Annotated in this window: 13 protein-coding genes; 7 read left to right on the plus strand and 6 right to left on the minus strand. The window is 45.9% G+C overall.

Going from position 1 to position 17,119, the window contains the following annotated elements:
- Window positions 1-1,108: 1,108 nt before the first annotated feature.
- The 3 genes from hemG to ABUE30_RS12540 all read right to left on the minus strand — a co-directional run bounded on the left by hemG (window position 1,109) and on the right by ABUE30_RS12540 (window position 3,930).
- Window positions 1,109-1,630: a menaquinone-dependent protoporphyrinogen IX dehydrogenase gene (gene hemG / locus ABUE30_RS12530; RefSeq protein ID WP_408624135.1), complete on the minus strand. Its 522-nt coding sequence runs from the start codon at window positions 1,628-1,630 to the stop codon at window positions 1,109-1,111.
- Window positions 1,631-1,672: 42 nt separating this feature from the next.
- Complete coding sequence (locus tag ABUE30_RS12535; RefSeq protein ID WP_408624136.1) at window positions 1,673-2,281, minus strand: YigZ family protein; 609 nt, start codon at window positions 2,279-2,281, stop codon at window positions 1,673-1,675.
- 350 nt (window positions 2,282-2,631) lie between these two features.
- Window positions 2,632-3,930, minus strand: a complete 1,299-nt coding sequence (locus ABUE30_RS12540) for a hypothetical protein (protein WP_408624137.1) — start codon at window positions 3,928-3,930, stop codon at window positions 2,632-2,634.
- Between the two features lie 265 nt (window positions 3,931-4,195).
- Between ABUE30_RS12540 and ABUE30_RS12545 the strand changes: the two genes are divergently transcribed.
- The 7 genes from ABUE30_RS12545 (at window position 4,196) to ABUE30_RS12575 (ending at window position 12,316) form a co-directional block, all read left to right on the plus strand.
- A complete protein-coding gene (locus ABUE30_RS12545) occupies window positions 4,196-4,912 on the plus strand; it encodes a response regulator (protein ID WP_408624138.1) in 717 nt (238 codons plus the stop codon).
- Window positions 4,902-6,341, plus strand: coding sequence for an ATP-binding protein (locus ABUE30_RS12550; protein ID WP_408624139.1), 1,440 nt, complete (start codon window positions 4,902-4,904; stop codon window positions 6,339-6,341). The genes ABUE30_RS12545 and ABUE30_RS12550 overlap by 11 nt, the downstream gene beginning before the upstream one ends.
- A gap of 19 nt (window positions 6,342-6,360) precedes the next feature.
- Window positions 6,361-7,629: an ABC transporter substrate-binding protein gene (locus ABUE30_RS12555; protein ID WP_408624140.1), complete on the plus strand. Its 1,269-nt coding sequence runs from the start codon at window positions 6,361-6,363 to the stop codon at window positions 7,627-7,629.
- Between the two features lie 88 nt (window positions 7,630-7,717).
- Window positions 7,718-7,969, plus strand: a complete 252-nt coding sequence (gene tusA, locus ABUE30_RS12560) for a sulfurtransferase TusA (protein ID WP_408624353.1) — start codon at window positions 7,718-7,720, stop codon at window positions 7,967-7,969.
- Window positions 7,970-8,439: 470 nt separating this feature from the next.
- Window positions 8,440-9,345, plus strand: coding sequence for a glycine--tRNA ligase subunit alpha (glyQ, locus tag ABUE30_RS12565; RefSeq protein ID WP_408624141.1), 906 nt, complete (start codon window positions 8,440-8,442; stop codon window positions 9,343-9,345).
- Window positions 9,346-9,353: 8 nt separating this feature from the next.
- Entirely contained in the window at window positions 9,354-11,435 is a 2,082-nt protein-coding gene (gene glyS / locus ABUE30_RS12570) for a glycine--tRNA ligase subunit beta (RefSeq protein WP_408624143.1), read from the plus strand.
- A gap of 305 nt (window positions 11,436-11,740) precedes the next feature.
- Window positions 11,741-12,316, plus strand: coding sequence for a hypothetical protein (locus ABUE30_RS12575; protein ID WP_408624145.1), 576 nt, complete (start codon window positions 11,741-11,743; stop codon window positions 12,314-12,316).
- A gap of 53 nt (window positions 12,317-12,369) precedes the next feature.
- On the opposite strand, the gene ABUE30_RS12580 is transcribed toward ABUE30_RS12575, so the two are convergent.
- The 3 genes from ABUE30_RS12580 to ABUE30_RS12590 all read right to left on the minus strand — a co-directional run bounded on the left by ABUE30_RS12580 (window position 12,370) and on the right by ABUE30_RS12590 (window position 17,110).
- Window positions 12,370-12,930 (minus strand): DUF6933 domain-containing protein, encoded by a 561-nt coding sequence (locus tag ABUE30_RS12580; RefSeq protein WP_408624146.1) that lies wholly within the window; start codon window positions 12,928-12,930, stop codon window positions 12,370-12,372.
- Between the two features lie 93 nt (window positions 12,931-13,023).
- On the minus strand, window positions 13,024-13,716 hold the full coding sequence (locus tag ABUE30_RS12585) for a DUF2786 domain-containing protein (protein ID WP_408624147.1): 693 nt from the start codon (window positions 13,714-13,716) through the stop codon (window positions 13,024-13,026).
- 271 nt (window positions 13,717-13,987) lie between these two features.
- Complete coding sequence (locus ABUE30_RS12590) at window positions 13,988-17,110, minus strand: efflux RND transporter permease subunit (protein ID WP_408624148.1); 3,123 nt, start codon at window positions 17,108-17,110, stop codon at window positions 13,988-13,990.
- Window positions 17,111-17,119 lie beyond the last annotated feature (9 nt).

The raw sequence follows: 17,119 nt of genomic DNA on the forward strand, positions 1-17,119 counted from the left end.
TCGAATTCTGTTAATTGACAGTGTTAGTCACTTACAAAATGATGATTTTTCTTAATACTTTGCGAATCATCTTCTGCGAGTGCCCACACAGATTGCTTGATAAATTGTTAAAGAACGTTGCTTCATTGAGCGTTATAACTCGTTGAAGCGGATGCGAATCTTACGCACCAGAGGAAACGATGTCAACGATTATTTATCGTTTTTTTGTTTCCCGTTCATCCGGTTAAACCGTCTGAACCCTGAGTGGCTGTCGCTGTGAAGCGGTGTGCCGTCTCAGTGGTTGCGCATTATAGGGATAGCTCGGTTTTACGCAACCCTTTTTTATGTTTTTTTGCGTTTTTTTCTAAAAAAAACAGTTTTGCGTTAAAAACAATCGATTTGATTGAAAAATAACAATAAAAAAACAACTATCTTGCACAATCTGATGCAATAAGCCTTCACTTCGTCTTAATCATATCAGGATTTTTACTTTCCCAATGCCATCTGATAGCCAGATAGCGACGCTTGTCACAGTATCGGGGAAAATCATGGCTTCTGTGCTGCAATGAGGAACGAGGTAGTGTTACTTGAATGAAGGTGGGTATTTCGCTTCTATAAGAGTTGTCCATCTAAGGGCAGGGCCTTGCTGCTGAATGATGCTCATGTAGAGTTGCGGATAAATTACCAATAACCAACTACATCGCCCATTCAAATTAAGTTCAGCTGACGTAAATTCCACTGCGGCCCTATATCTAAATCCATGTCCTTATTTATATTAAGACGACCTTAAATAGATAAATATATCGCACCTTTGTGTAGGCTGGGCAAAAAACACAGATGTGCTCACTTGATAGCCCTATGACAACGTTATAAACCGCTATTTTAGCCAACAAAGGCACTCAAGATGACATTGACCGCGCATTAGACTTGATGCTATTTCGTCCATGCGGGGTTCATGTTCAGGAATACAGTATGCTGTGGGGTATTTTTTTAACGCCCCACAATTGGCATCCGCACTGACACCAGACATGGCTTTTCAACAAATCAAATAGCCAACCCATTTGCCCTGTCGTTGTTGATTGTCTTTTTAATAAGAGGGGTTGGTACTACGATCAGCAACAGCAGCTATCTATAGCTGGTTAAAACGCACTGCAAATTGCGCTACTTTTTGCCAATCAGTAAATTCAATGTCTTGGCTGCGATCAGTACTACCACCGGTCATTTTCATAATCATCTGAATCAGCTTCACTTGCCACCAGTTGTAAACAGAGTAACGCAGCGCACCTGCAAACATCGCCCTTAAATTAGGCTGCCATGAGTGTGCTTTGGCAAATTTTTGCATATAGACGCTATTTTCTGGCTCATCTTTGTTTGGTTTGCGAGCAGTTAAGCAAACGCCGAAAAAGGCGCTAGGACGGCTGGCTAAAGCGCTTTGATAATGATCCACATAACGATGCACAACTGGGCGGAATTTCCCATAACGAATCGAGGCACCAATCAAAATCTTGTCAAATTGGGCAGGATCGGGCCATTGCTCTTGGGCACTGAGATCAGCCATAACAATATCGGTTTCACGCTGATCGGCTGCTATCGTTTCGGCTATCTTACGGGCTTGGCCTTCACAGCTGGAATAGCAGATTAAAAGGGTCATGAATATCCTTAGCTTGTCTTAATTGTGTTCATAATGGCTCGGTTATTGGATAAATTCAATCTGGCCACTACAGGCATTGGTGAGATGTTCAGAAAATGACGCCTGTTCGCTGCGCGCAACTTGCAGTTGCAAGGTCACCTGATCACTATAGGTGACATCAATCTGCTCAGCTTGATACTGGTTAATGAGTTGATTGACGATTCCCAGACTGTCAAAATCAAACCGCACAGTGATCTGTGTTTGGGCGATATAAGGCGTGCTCACCACTTGCGTTAAAGCTTGCGCCACACTGCTGCCATAAGCGCGAGCGAGCCCTCCCGTACCCAACTTGATCCCGCCAAAATAACGCACCACCACAGCACAAACATACCCCAATCCACTGCCTTGTAGCTGCGCTAATATGGGTCGACCAGCCGTGCCGCTAGGTTCTCCATCATCACTAAAGCCCAACACTTGGGTATCCTCTGGGGAACCAGCAATAAAGGCCCAACAGTGGTGGCGAGCATCTGGGTAGCGCTGTCTGAGCTGCTCAATTTGTGCCATGGCGTCAGCGCGGTTACTGACGGGCAATAGATAGGTGATAAAACGACTCTTTTTGATCGTTTGCTGGCACTCTACGGCGGCCTGCGGAACCGAAAACAGATGACTCATTGATACGGATTGAATGTTCCTTAAATTAATTTGCCAGATGCATCTCAACTCAATGCCCAAGAAAAATGACTAAATCAGGTTTTCACATACCAATTGGCGCTTTGTCGTACTGACCTTTTCTATCAACACAACAGGGGCTTGTTAGCCACAGCCTATCATAAACAAACGCGAATCTTGAGCTTATTCAGTCCACTTGCAATCGACTGCCTTATAGCTGAAGCGACCAACAAACCATCGGTAAGATATTCGGCCAATGGTTTGTTGATAAGCACTTCAGATAAAGGAGAAAAAAATAGGAAAACTTTAGAGCACTTGGATCATCAACGCAAGGAGTGGCTCGCTCAGCTAGATCACAATGGCGAATCGGCGGTAATGCGCTCTACACCGTCGGCATTCACGATTAACGTATCGCTCAGAGCAATCCCGCCAAAACGCTGCAACATCTCAATCTGTGGCCAATTGAGTAGCTCAGCATAAACCGAGTGCTTGAGTTGCCCCAATCGATAGGGGTTAAAAAAGACAGCCATATTGAGCACCAATGCTTGCTTTGGTTCCAGCGCACGGGCGGATTTATCGCTGCCATCAAAGCTCAGTTCACCGCCGGTTGGGTCCACCAACTGCGCCCCAGGATCAGGAAGACTTAAGCCCACTAGTTCATAGAGCGGGAGCGGTGACAGCTTATCAATGAGGCCACTTTGCACACACTCATTGATGTTTGTTTGTACTAACTCCCAATCCACCAGCCAGCGTGCTAGTATATTTTGATAACGACGTCGAATATCGGTCAACGGCCGCCCGAGACGCAACTGGGCAATTAATTCGACCAGTAGGCCGTCAAACGATTGCACCATATCACTGTAATGCCCACGGCGAAAACCAAAGCATCGCCCTATCTGCACTTGATAACCGCGATATTGAGCCCCTGCATTAAACCATAAAGAATGACGGTTGCTCTCCGCCAACGGCCGATCGCCAATTGGCAACGGTTGACGACGCCCAATTTGTTGATTAAACGCCAGTTGTGCAGGTTCGTTTAAGTAGGGCCGCCCCAAAGCTTTTAAATAACTTAAATAGATGTCTAAGCCACTTGCGCCTTGAAAAAAGCGATCATGCACCTGTTGCATTCCACGTTTGGCCAACAAAGCGGCTTGCGACAAACAAAATAATTCATAATCGGTTTTATTGGCGCGGTGGTAGTGAAAATAGTGGATGGCTAACTCAGGATTGATCCACTCAAATCCAAGCGCTTGAGCAATATCCGGATGTGGGCCGAGATAGATGGCGCTATTTATTGGGTGCGGCAAGTATTGTTCAATATCGTGCGCGGAGCGCATCAGTTGAACGCTAAAACAGGGCCACCAATCGGCTTGCTCCCAACACGGCTGAAAATGCTCTTGCAATAGAAATAACTGAGGAGTCATTTGACCATCAGTCACAATCCAAGCATGCTCGCAGTCAATACCCGCTAGCCATTGACGAAACATAGCGCTGGGGACAAAAGGTAAGGGTTGCTCAGCAAAGATTTGGTGCAGCGAGTGGCCAGCATGGATCACCAACAGTGAGCCGGACATTGCCTGTAACAACTTCGCACAACGCTGTTGCAGTTGCTCGATATGGGATCGATATAATAAGCCATCATGCTCTTCCATCACCAACTCCAATCACTCAAACAATGAATCAGGTTGTAAGGTTACGCGCTTTGACAATGGAGCACGTCCATCCAACCACGGCAGTCGTCAATCAAACAGCTTACACGTCATTTGCCAACCATAGTGGATCAACGTCAATAATTCATCTTTTATCTGATGAATTTCCCACCAAAAGCGACTGCGTCAATAAATCATCAGAACGATGCCACAATGATAGACGCATGTTACAATTACTTCGTTTTGACAACGGTAGGGCTCAAGGATTATGACGCTACAAAAACAAATATTAGTTGTTGATGATGACCACGAGATCCTCAGTTTGCTACAGCAGTATCTGCATAAATCAGGTTTTGCAGTGATTACTGCTGGGGAAGGACAGCAAATGTTGGCTCATTTAGCATGTCAACAACCTGATCTGATTATTTTAGATATTATGTTGCCTGGTGATGACGGGTTCACCCTCTGTCGCAAGGTTCGCCAACATTCCAATGTTCCCATCATCATGCTCACCGCCAACTCCGATGAGATGGATCGCATTGTCGGGCTCGAACTTGGCGCTGATGATTATATCGCTAAACCTTTTAGCCCTCGGGAATTGTTAGCTCGCATCAAAGCCTTACTGCGCCGCGCCGAAGTGACGGCCCAAGCGATGCTCCCGAGCCGCTACATTCGCTTTAATCAATGGCGTTTAGATACCCAAACTCAAAGCTTGCTACACGATAGTGGTGATCAATTCGAACTCTCCGGCAGTGACTACCGACTCTTACAATTGTTTTTGCAGCATCCCAATGAGATCCTCAATCGCGATATGATAAGTGATGCCACGCGAGGGCGGGAGATCTTACCGATGGAGCGCGGAATTGATGTGCAAATCAGCCGCTTACGCCAACGTCTAGCCGATAGCGATAAGCATAAGCGTATTATTAAAACCATCCGAGGCAGTGGCTATACATTAGTGGCACAAGTTAGCTATGAACGTTAAACGCATTATCGATCGCCTTAAACCTACCTCACTGCTCTCTAGGATGCTGATTTTACTACTACTAGGGATCGCGCTAGCACAAGGGATCAGTAGCTTATTTTGGTCTTACCGATTTGAACAAACCGAAAACGAAGGACTAAAAGCCACGTCCCGCAATCTTGCCTTGAGCTTGGCATCCACGGTGCGTTTTTTTGAATCATTACCCTTGCAATATCGCCATATCGTGCTCAATCAACTCCGCAATATGGGCGGGACTCGCTTTTTTGTATCGTTGAACCGTGAGAAAATCGATATCAACTCGATCCCTGCCAGCCAGCGTAAAGCGATCGTAATCAATGAAGTCAATAGCATATTGCATCAGCAACTTGGCCATATCGATCACATTTACACCGATTTTTCCGCAGCACAAACCTTAAAAGTGCTCAACAACCAAACCTTGATGACCGATTTACCCCGATCGTGGGCTCACTATACGCTGACTATGGAGCCGCTCAATCCGCCCATATTGGTGACCCAGATCGAGCTCAAAGCGCATGAGTGGATCTACTTAGCAGCTCTTCTGCCTGCGCCTTACATGACACTTGATGAGCCAAAATTTCCACCTCGGCAAATTCTTAATCTGATTTTGACCACCCTATTTTTGTGCCTTTTTACCTATCTATTAGTTCGCCGTCAAACGCGTCCACTTAATCGCTTGGCTGATGCGGCTTCGCAATTAGCACTACATCTATATCAACCACCGCTCACCGTTGAAGGCAGTAGCGAACTGGTACGAGCGACTCGCGCCTTTAATACCATGCAAGAGAAACTTAAACGCTACATTGAAGATCGCGAGCTATTGTTTCGTTCCATTTCTCATGATCTAAAAACCCCGATCACGCGTTTACGCCTGCGTGCAGAGCTGCTCGATGATGAACAATTAATTGAAACCTTCACCCGTGATTTAGATGAGCTTGAGATCATGGCTAAAGGTGCCCTACAAACCGTCAAGGACACCGATATCCATGAAAACTTGCAAGATATTGACATACAGGCCCTACTCAAACTGATTTGTGAAAGTTACCTCAATGAGGCCACTATCGAGGGTCAGCCCATACAACGTTATCATGGCAAGCCACTGGCCATGAAACGCTGTATTGGTAATATTGTCGACAATGGCATTAAGTATGGCAAACACCTAAACATCCTTATCGAGGACAGTGAGACATTATTAACACTCCATTTTATTGACTGCGGGCCGGGGATCCCTGAAGCGTTGCACAAAGATATCTTCTCACCCTATGTTCGTTTAGATAAAACCACTAGCGGTAACGGCTTAGGGCTTGGCATCGCCCGCAATATTGCCCATGCCCATGGCGGAGAAATCACCCTCGCTAATATGCCGCAAGGCGGTTTGAAAGTGACTCTAGATCTGCCACATATTCGTTAAGTTACATGAGGATATTCAAATGGCGAAGTTGTTCGTATTGGCGCGTATTATTATCAGTTGTATAGCACTGACAGGATGTCTTACGCCCAACGCTTTTGCGGCCAAAGAGGTCGAAGTTTTACATTGGTGGACCTCCGGCAGTGAAGCCAAAGCCGTGAACATTCTCAAAATGATGATGCGCCAACAAGGAATACAGTGGAAAGATTTTGCCGTTCCAGGCGGCGCTGGGGAGAGCGCAATGACGGTTCTTAAATCTCGGGCTATTTCGGGCAATCCGCCAGCCGCAGCACAGATTAAAGGTCCCGCTTTACAAGAATGGGCTTCATTGGGATTTTTATCCAATCTTGACGATGTCGCTCAGGCGCAGCACTGGGATCAGCTCATTCCAAAACCGATTGCGCGGATAATGAAGTATCATGGTCATTATATTGCTGTGCCGGTTAATATTCACCGCACCAATTGGCTGTGGATCAATCGCAAAATATTTGCCGCTGTCCACGCCCAAGCCCCCACCACCTGGCCAGAGTTTTTTCAGGTTGCAAAAAAATTAAAAGCAGCTGGTTATGTCGTATTAGCGCAAGGCAATCAAGATTGGCAAAATACCACGTTATTTGAATCGATTGCGTTAACAACACTTGGCAAACAAGGTTATCGCCAAGCCTTCATCGCACTAGACCCGAAAACCTTAGATAGTCCAAAGATGGTACAAGCCTTTGAGCTTTTCCAAAAACTCCGGCCATACCTTCAATCACCTGACGCAGGACAAGCTTGGAATCAAGCCACCGCCGAAGTTATCAACAACAAAGCCGCAATGCAGATCACCGGTGACTGGGCAAATGGCGAATTCTTAGCAGCAGGCCCCAAAGTGACAAATAATATTGACTGTGTGCCAGTCCCTGGCACACAAGGTGATTTTATATACTCGGTCGATAGCTTTGCCATGTTCCAGCTGAGTGAACCTGCTGATATTGGCGCCCAGCGTGCATTAGCCCGCACCATCATGAGCAAAACATTCCAGCGGCGTTTCAATCAGATTAAAGGTTCCATCCCAATTCGTCCCCATTTAAGCATGCAAGGGTTTGACGACTGCTCCCGTAAAGCTCACCGCGCCTTTGCCAAAAGCCTCGCCGATAAGAGCTTATTACCCAGTGTTGCACATGGCATGGCCACCACCAGTTATGTGCAAAGTGCAATTCTCGATGTAGTCAATCATTTTATTAACGATCCTAGTGCAAAACCACAGCAAGCCGCCGCCAGATTGATGCGAGTGGTACTAGCAGCCAGTTAATACAAATGCGCTTCGATCAGTTAATTTTACTGATCGAAGCGCCAAAATAAGTACACTATTAAAAAGATGGTAAGTGAGTAACAAAGTGATGACTTTAATAACCGATGATGCGACCCAAATATTAGATGCTCAAGGACTGCGATGCCCAGAGCCAGTCATGCTGGTTCGTAAATCCATTCGAGCCTTGCAGCAAGGTGAGACCTTGTTGGTGCTCGCTGATGATCCGTCCACCACACGGGATATTCCCAGCTTTTGTCGATTCATGGATCACACACTTGAGCGCACCGAGGCAAGCCAACCTCCCTACCAATATCTGATTCGCAAAGGCCGCGCCAGTTGATCACGGATCACCCAAACAAGAGTGAATACCCACGGCAAATGATCTATCTATAGGTAGTGAGCCACTGATTATTGGTAATAAAGTCACCATTTTTTGTTGGTCAGCGGTATCGACAACGCCCACCAAAAGGTATACTTGGCTCAAACCTGTTAGCAGGCTCGCTCAGCGCACGGTGAAAGCTCTACACACTGTTATGCTAGCGGTAATAGATGTGCTCAGCTTAGGGCATGTTGGGCTTAATGGTAGCCGAAACAAATTATCGTAAGTCGCTCTTAAAGTGCGTACTTTTTGATTGGACTCAAACGCTCAACGACATCTGATTCAACATCTGAGTCATTTGATGCCAATCGCCCCCTAAGCTCAACGCATTGAGCGACCGCCAAGGATGCGGCCGCAGACATCCGACTCATAGGTCGACAGATGCTGGTTTTAAAACAGCTTGAATTTCTAACATCGAGCGATTAATCGACATGCAAAAATACGATATAAAAACATTTCAGGGGTTTATTCTGGCGCTCCAAGATTACTGGGCTCGTCAAGGCTGCATTGTGATCCAGCCACTGGATATGGAAGTAGGTGCGGGAACATTTCACCCACAAACATTTCTGCGCTCGATCGGTCCTGAACCGATGAGTAGTGCCTATATTCAGCCGTGTCGGCGTCCAACTGATGGCCGCTATGGCGAAAACCCCAACCGACTGCAACAGTATTATCAGTTCCAGGTAGCGCTTAAGCCTTCGCCAGACAATATCCAAGAGTTGTATTTGGGTTCATTAATTGAGCTTGGGATCAATCCTGAAGTTCATGATATTCGTTTTGTTGAAGACAACTGGGAATCCCCAACGCTTGGTGCATGGGGGCTCGGCTGGGAAGTTTGGCTCAACGGGATGGAGATCACTCAATTTACCTACTTCCAACAAGTGGGTGGATTAGAGTGTGCACCAGTCACTGGTGAAATCACCTACGGTTTAGAACGCCTGGCGATGTATGTGCAAGAAGTCGACAGCGTTTACGATCTAGTTTGGACCGATGGTCCAATGGGCAAAGTCACCTATGGCGATGTATTTCATCAAAACGAAGTTGAACAATCGACCTATAACTTTGAATATGCTGATGTTGATGCGTTGTTTGGTCAATTTGATCAATGTGAAAAAGATAGCCAGAAGCTGATTGAAGCAAATTTACCTCTGCCCGCTTATGAGCAAGTGATGAAAGCATCCCACGCTTTTAACCTATTGGATGCGCGGCATGCCATTTCAGTCACAGAGCGTCAGCGTTATATTCTGCGGATCCGAACGCTGGCCAAAGCAGTGGCTGAAAATTATTACGCGGCACGTGAAACACTTGGATTTCCGCTGTGCAAAGAACAAGGTTAGAGGTAGGCATGGTTACAGATAATTTACTAATTGAAATTGGCACCGAAGAACTGCCACCAAAAGCATTGCGACAACTCGCACAAGCCTTTGCCGACAATATCAGCAAAGGGTTAGATCAAGCCGATTTAGCGTATGAAGATTTATGCTGGTACGCCGCCCCTCGGCGCTTAGCACTAAGAGTCCAAGGACTCGCTGAACAAGCAGCAGATAAAGTCGTGGAAAAACGTGGGCCAGCAATCCAAGCCGCATTTGATGCCGACGGTCAACCGACCAAAGCGGCGCTTGGCTGGGCGCGATCTAATGGCATCGAGGTGAGCGAAGCGCAGCGACTCAAAACCGACAAAGGCGAATGGTTGCTGCATAGCGCGAACATTCAAGGGGCTCATGTAGCCACATTGATCCCAGAACTAACCAATGAAGCCTTAGCTAAGTTACCGATCCCCAAACCGATGCGCTGGGGCAGCCGCAGCATCCAATTCATCCGCCCAGTACACACCATTACCATGCTCTATGGTGATAAACTCATCCAAGGTGAAGTACTCGGGATAGAGTCAGCCCGCACTATTCGTGGTCATCGCTTTATGGGTGAAGCCGAGTTCCAACTCAGCCATGCCGATGATTATGTCAATATGCTGGATCTACGCGGTAAAGTGATTGTTGATTACCAGCGTCGTAAAGCGATTATTCGTGAACAAATTGAAGCGGAAGCGGCCCGTGAAAATGGTGTTGCAGACATTGATGAAGCACTTTTGGAAGAAGTCACCTCGTTAGTTGAATGGCCGGTTGCCATGGTTGGTAGTTTTGAAGAAAAATTCTTAAACGTGCCTGCCGAAGCGTTGATCTATACCATGAAGGACAACCAGAAGTACTTCCCGATATTGGATCAACAAGGCCAGCTGCTACCGCGTTTTATCTTCATTGCTAACATTGTTAGTAAAGATCCTAAACAAGTGATTCAAGGCAATGAAAAAGTGGTGCGCCCACGTTTGGCTGATGCTGAATTTTTCTTTAAAACGGATCGCAAAAGCACACTAGCGTCGCGCTTAGAATCACTCGGAAATGTTGTCTTCCAGCAAAAATTAGGTTCACTACTGGATAAATCAAAACGCATCGCCAAACTTGCTGCCCTCATCGCCCCACAAATCAACGCCAATGCTAGCCATGCTGAGCGCGCTGCGTTACTGTGCAAAACTGATTTAATGAGCGAAATGGTGATGGAGTTTACTGATATTCAAGGCACCATGGGAATGTACTATGCTCGTCATGACGGTGAGCCAGAAGCTGTCGCACAAGCCATTGGTGAACAATATCTACCGCGTTTCTCCGGCGATAAACTACCGCATAGCCGAGAAGGAGCCGCTGTTGCTATCGCCGATAAATTAGATACATTGGCGGGTATATTTAGCATCAACATGCCGCCCAAAGGTGATAAAGATCCTTTTGCATTACGTCGCGCCGCTTTAGGTGTCATCCGGATCATCACCGAGCAAGGCCTACAGCTCGATTTGGCGCCTCTGTTTAACGCCGCAATTGCCGCTCAGCCCGTTAGCCTCAATGAGCAACAACAGGCAGCAATTCAACTGCAGCTTTTGGAATTTATCTACGCTCGGATGCGTTCGTTCTATCAAGAGCAGGGAATTGACCAAAGTGTGATTCAAGCTGTTCTAGCTCGAGCACCGAGTGCCCCGACAGACATCGAAAAACGCTTAAAAGCGGTTGACCATTTCCGCACCCTTGAATCAGCGAGTGCCTTGGCGGCAGCCAACAAACGGGTGGCTAATATTTTAGCGAAAAATCAGCAGCAGATTGCCTCTGAGCTGAATGAATCACTGTTTGTTGAAGCTGAAGAGAAACAGTTAGCTGCGCAATTAGAGCACTTAAGTGAGCAGCTTAGCGCAGTCTTTGCGGCGGGTGAATATACCCAAGCGCTCAACGAACTGGCGACATTACGTGAGTCAGTCGATGCGTTCTTTGAGAAAGTGATGGTGATGGCTGAAGATCCCAAACTTGCAGCAAACCGTTTAGCATTGTTAGCTAAACTTCGTGAGCTATTTTTGAAAGTTGCAGATATTTCACTCATTCAAAGCTAAATAAATGCGTATTTATCGGCAAAAGGGGCTATCTAGCCCCTTTTTTTGTTCACTAGTCTGAGAACTCTATCCCAAATCTAAATTGATAACCCACATAATATGCTATAATAAAGATCTCCTAAGGAAGTTTATCGGGGAATGTCACTATTGCAGAATACAGCTATTTAGAGGATAAATAGTGACGCAATAGGTTACATATCCGTGAGTTAAGTCATCACTTGAGATAGTTTGATTGCTTTTTGTTTGGCACTCATCATCATGACTCACAACCAAAACTTCATTGACATGTATAACGAGACAGGCGCGTGCGCCAACAGACAGATGGGCCATTGAAATGTGTCAGCAACGCCTCTCTAGTCATCCTTACCGATGCTGATGAATTACTGATGGAGGATACATTAATGAGTTATTCAGTATGGCATCATCGAACGCAAGCTGGGGAACAAAGCTTACAACAGGACCAACCAGGTGTTGCTTTAGTCCACTATCTAGCAGCGATGGAACAAGCCCACTACTGGCTCGGACAACAAACAGAACAAACCCCGCTCACACAACGCACCGAGGCCCTAGACATTTGGCTTCGATCGTGCCTGAATTTGGTTCGTTTTTGGTATATTCAATCAACCCCTAGTGAACAGCTCCGTTATCTGCGCCAAGCTTTAGGTTATCGCTCACTCGGTGCATTTGTTGATCGCCCCAGCGAAACGGCCATATTACCCTCGCTGCAAACACTTCAGCAAAGCTTAACGCATTTTATCAAAGAGCATGCCGAGATGATCCAAGGTGATGAACTCCATCAAGAGTTACACCGACTCAATCAAATTCTGCAACAAGAAGCCGAAGGAGATAAACGACGAGCAAAGGCCATCTCTCCAGAATGAGGAAATGCCAAAAGACCGAAATGGGCGATAATAAAGCCCGATAGCGTCAACCATTAGTGCCAAACGGTTCGGACAGGCATTGATTCCTCGAACGATTCAGGAATTAACTTCTGACAATACTTCGCAAATTGCAGATAGGGAGTCGTGCCTTGATAGCCACACGCCTGATTGAGGATCACACCCCAACGAAACTCCTCTGATTCATTATTTGGTAAATGTCCATAACGAGTCGCCAATAGTTTGACCCCTTGCACCGCCTTCGCTAAATGCGGATGTTCATCTAAATGCTGAGCATCACTGAGCAATAGCGCATCGCTGTGCTCTAGCACCGCTATTTGCAGCGAACTGCTTTGTAGCGGGTCAAGTTCTGCGACAGTCAACATTTCAGCTAATAAACGCCGTTGCCAGACCTGTTGAAAAGCAGCGTAGTCACTAGCACTCAGCCCGACAAACAACATGACATATAGGCTTTGGTGCTCTAACAAGAGTAAACAGTCTCGTCCGGCGATCGAAAATTGGTGACCACTCCACCCCCAACCACGCGCGGGGTTGATACTGGTTAACGCTCGGGGAAGCGCTTGAGTCACTTGGGTTGTCAATTGAAGTTCAATCATCCGTCAAATACCTGTCAGTATAATGGTAATTTGACTATTGCAAGAGCAATGCCAGTTACTTTAAGGCTAACAAATATTGGAATGAGTGTGTTTTTAGGAGGTCTGATTGAGCTGCCGAGCCGCTCTTTGGCCAGACACTGGACGATTGATCGCGATCTTTTTGCCTTTTTTCATCCCCGATTCAAAATCAGGAGTCAGCTGCTTCATCGCTTGATTCAAATGCGCCTTAAATGTTTCCCGGTCGAGATTTTTAAATTGTTGATCAAGATAATCATCCAGTGAATCACTGTGCTCTTTATTCAAGTTCGGTAATTTATCCAGCGCACCTTCAATCCAACCTGCACTAAACGATGCCACGCGGCGAGTCTGTTCCTGCGCTGAGCTACCACTACCCACCAAACTAGTCCGAAAAGAACCGATCTCTTGCTGCATCGATCGATATAAAATATCAAAAGCAAAAGCGGCAAAAATAGCGCGCTCAGCATCACCGACAAACTCCAGTCGTTTTAACCCTTTATGATCAAGTAACACAGCCTCAACTCCAAAGCGTGAATTAATTCCACGAATAATACGCAGAATGTTAGCTCCAGGCTGTGCCGGTAATAATTGTTTTGCTCGCGTCGTTCCCATCCGGATAAAATCAATATCCGACTGCTCCAACCCATGCTTTCGCATCAACCGTTCGGCCATGCGGATTGCTTGAGCCGCTTCGTGAATATTGGCGGATTGTCCAAGCTCTAAACATTTTGCAATTTTTTGTAAGGCCTTTTGCCGTATTTCTGACATCAATCCTCCTCTGGTTGAACTTTCTAAACATAGCAGTTCTGACCCGCGACTATGCACTCACTGCTTCACTGACCAATCGAAATAAATAAAATGAGTCATGTGTCAAATCTTCACTGGCACCCTCGATTTTAGAACGACCTGACTCACAACACCACCACTATACTCATTCGTGCAACGCATCCCAGTGTCCTTTTATAGCGATCTTAAATGAGAATGTCTTACCCAATAAAAAAAGCCGGTCAATGACCGGCCTTTTTAGATCATCTATCTACTAGATATCGCTTTCTTCATCTTTGCGATACTTGGTGAAATAGCGGATAACCACCACAAAGAACAGTGGCACGAAGAAGATGGCCAGTACCGTCGCCGTAATCATCCCCCCGATCACTCCAGTACCGATATCTTGGCGACTAGCAGCCCCGGCACCAGTACTGATGGCTAGAGGCAATACCCCGAGAATAAAGGCAAGAGAAGTCATTAAAATCGGTCGTAAACGCATTTTCGACGCTTCCAATACCGACTCGAACAAACCATTACCCTTGTCATACAGTTCTCTGGCAAATTCGACAATCAAGATGGCATTTTTAGCAGACAGACCAATGGTAGTTAACAGCCCAACTTGGAAATACACATCATTGTCCAGACCTCTCATTGTCGCTGCAACAATGGCACCAAAGACTCCAAGAGGAACCACTAACATCACCGAGAATGGAATGCTCCAGCTCTCATACAGAGCAGCCAAGCACAAGAATACCACTAACAGTGAGATGGCATAAAGTACAGGGGCCTGCGAGCCAGATTGGCGTTCTTGATAAGACAGCCCCGTCCAAGCCACATTAAACCCTGCTGGCAATCGTTTCGCCAATTTTTCTATCTCAGTCATCGCCTGGCCAGAACTATATCCACGTGCTGCCTGACCCTGGATCTCGACGGAACTAATCCCGTTATAACGCTGCAAGCTTTGTGCACCATAACCCCACGACCCGGTGGCAAAAGTTGATAGCGGCACCATCTGACCTTTATCATTGCTCACATACCAATGATTTAAATCTTCAGGGGTCATCCGTTGTGATGCTTCACCCTGCACATAGACCTTTTTCACCCGCCCTTCATAAATGAAGTCATCCACATAAGACGAGCCCCACGAGGTTGAGAGCATATTATTGATACTGCTCACCGAGACGCCTTGAGCCATCGCTTTAGCATAGTCGATATGCAGATCATACTGCGGGGTATCATTGAGCCCATTAGGACGCACTTGCGAGAGTGTTGGATCTTGCGCTGCCATACCCAGTAACTGGTTACGAGCTTGAATTAAAGCAGCATGACCTCGGTTACCGTTATCTTGCAGATAGAAATCAAACCCTGTTGCTGTGCCTAATGCAGGGATCGACGGCAAATTGAACACATAGATTCTCGCATTTTTAATGGTACTGAAATACCCCATTGAGCGGCCAATGATAGCGTTAATATTGCCCTGAGCATTTTGTCGTTTATCCCAGTTTTTTAACTTAATAAACGCCATCCCGACATTTTGTCCACGACCAGCAAAACTAAAACCGGACACGGTAAAAATGGACGATACTGTATCTTTTTCTTTGGTATTAAAATAATCAGTAATTTGATGTAACACTTTATCAGTACGTTGCTTAGACGCTGACTGTGGTAACTGGACCATTGACATCAAAACACCTTGGTCTTCATCTGGCAAGAAAGAGGTCGGTAAGCGGATAAACAGAAATATCAATCCTGCAACAATCACAACATAGATAAACAGATACCGAAAACGCTGATGAATAACGCGACGAACACCGTTTTCATACCGTTTAGAGCCAGCATCAAACATGCGATTAAACCAGCCAGCAAAGCCTTTTTTATTGCCGTGTTCACCCTTTTGCGGTTTTAAAATAGTCGCGCACAAGGCGGGTGTTAAGATCATTGCCACCGTGACAGACAAGATCATCGCCGACACAATCGTTAGTGAAAACTGCCGATAGATAGCGCCGGTCGAGCCACCAAAGAAGGCCATCGGCACGAACACCGCAGAGAGCACCAAAGCAATCCCTACCAATGCTCCGGTAATCTGCCCCATGGATTTTTTGGTAGCTTCATAAGGGCTTAAGCCCTCTTCGGACATAATCCTCTCGACGTTTTCCACCACCACAATGGCATCATCAACCAGCAAACCAATTGCCAAAACCAAACCAAACATGGTCAGGGTATTGATAGAAAAACCGGCCGCGGCAATCACCCCAAATGTCCCAAGCAGTACCACAGGAACCGCAATAGTTGGGATCAGAGTTGCTCGAATATTCTGTAAAAACAGCAGCATAACAAAGAACACTAAGACAATTGCTTCAGCCAGCGTTTTCACTACTTCTTCAATCGAAATTTTAACAAAAGGCGTGGTATCAAATGGATAAACGACTTTCATTCCATCAGGGAAAAACTTCGATAATTGGTTAATTTTGTTTTTAACCTCTTTCGAGGTTTGCAATGCATTTGCACCAGTACCGAGTTTAATCGCAATCCCTGTTGAAGCTTGATTATTGTAAAACGAGCTAAATTGATAACTCTCACTGCCTAGCTCAACTTTAGCAACATCTTTAAGATAAACTCGCGAGCCATCTTGATTTACTTTAAGTAGAATATTCTCAAACTGTTTAACAGTTTTCAGTCGACCACGGCCATCAATGCTCACGCTAAACTGTTGACCATCAACAGCGGGAGTTCCACCAATACTGCCCAAGGCAACCTGTGCATTTTGCGTAGTAATCGCTGATTTAATCTCTTCAGTGGTCACCCCAAAACGCTCTAATTTAGACGGATCAAGCCAGATACGCATCGCGTAAGGCGAACCAAACACTTGGATATCACCCACTCCATCTAAACGGCTGATTGGATCTTTAATATGGGTATCAATGTAATCGGATAAGTCGATCTGGCTCATTTGGCCATTTGTCGAAATAAAACCAACAATCATCAAGAAGCTGCTGGTGGTTTTTTTCACCGTAATCCCATTTTGCTGAACAATTGTCGGCAAATTGGATTTAACCTGTTCAAGCTTATTTTGCACTTGAACCTGCGCAATATCAGGGTCGGTTCCAGGTTCAAAGGTAATAGTAATACTCAAATTACCTGATGAATCACTACTGGAAGACATGTACATGAAATGGTCTAAACCCGTCATGTTCTGCTCAATGACTTGCGTCACCGAATTTTCCACAGTTTGCGCAGAAGCCCCCGGATAGTTTGCACTAATTTGCACAGCCGGTGGCGCAATTTGTGGGTATTGCGATATTGGAAGTTTGAGAATAGAAAGCGCCCCGGCAAGCATAATTACTAAGGCGATAACCCATGCAAAAATAGGTCTATCAATAAAAAATCTAGCCATGAATTTGCT

Origin of the sequence: Celerinatantimonas yamalensis (assembly GCF_046054155.1) — a bacterium.
Taxonomy (GTDB): Bacteria; Pseudomonadota; Gammaproteobacteria; order Enterobacterales; family Celerinatantimonadaceae; genus Celerinatantimonas; species Celerinatantimonas yamalensis.

Bases quoted from the DNA above. Each gene is read 5' to 3' on its own strand.
- tusA (WP_408624353.1), top strand. From the start codon at position 7,718: ATGACTTTAATAACCGATGATGCGACCCAAATATTAGATGCTCAAGGA.
- glyS (WP_408624143.1), top strand. From the start codon at position 9,354: ATGGTTACAGATAATTTACTAATTGAAATTGGCACCGAAGAACTGCCA.
- ABUE30_RS12535 (WP_408624136.1), bottom strand. From the start codon at position 2,281: ATGAGTCATCTGTTTTCGGTTCCGCAGGCCGCCGTAGAGTGCCAGCAA.
- ABUE30_RS12545 (WP_408624138.1), top strand. From the start codon at position 4,196: ATGACGCTACAAAAACAAATATTAGTTGTTGATGATGACCACGAGATC.
- glyQ (WP_408624141.1), top strand. From the start codon at position 8,440: ATGCAAAAATACGATATAAAAACATTTCAGGGGTTTATTCTGGCGCTC.
- ABUE30_RS12550 (WP_408624139.1), top strand. From the start codon at position 4,902: ATGAACGTTAAACGCATTATCGATCGCCTTAAACCTACCTCACTGCTC.
- ABUE30_RS12580 (WP_408624146.1), bottom strand. From the start codon at position 12,930: ATGATTGAACTTCAATTGACAACCCAAGTGACTCAAGCGCTTCCCCGA.
- hemG (WP_408624135.1), bottom strand. From the start codon at position 1,630: ATGACCCTTTTAATCTGCTATTCCAGCTGTGAAGGCCAAGCCCGTAAG.
- ABUE30_RS12555 (WP_408624140.1), top strand. From the start codon at position 6,361: ATGGCGAAGTTGTTCGTATTGGCGCGTATTATTATCAGTTGTATAGCA.
- ABUE30_RS12585 (WP_408624147.1), bottom strand. From the start codon at position 13,716: ATGTCAGAAATACGGCAAAAGGCCTTACAAAAAATTGCAAAATGTTTA.
- ABUE30_RS12540 (WP_408624137.1), bottom strand. From the start codon at position 3,930: ATGGAAGAGCATGATGGCTTATTATATCGATCCCATATCGAGCAACTG.
- ABUE30_RS12590 (WP_408624148.1), bottom strand. From the start codon at position 17,110: ATGGCTAGATTTTTTATTGATAGACCTATTTTTGCATGGGTTATCGCC.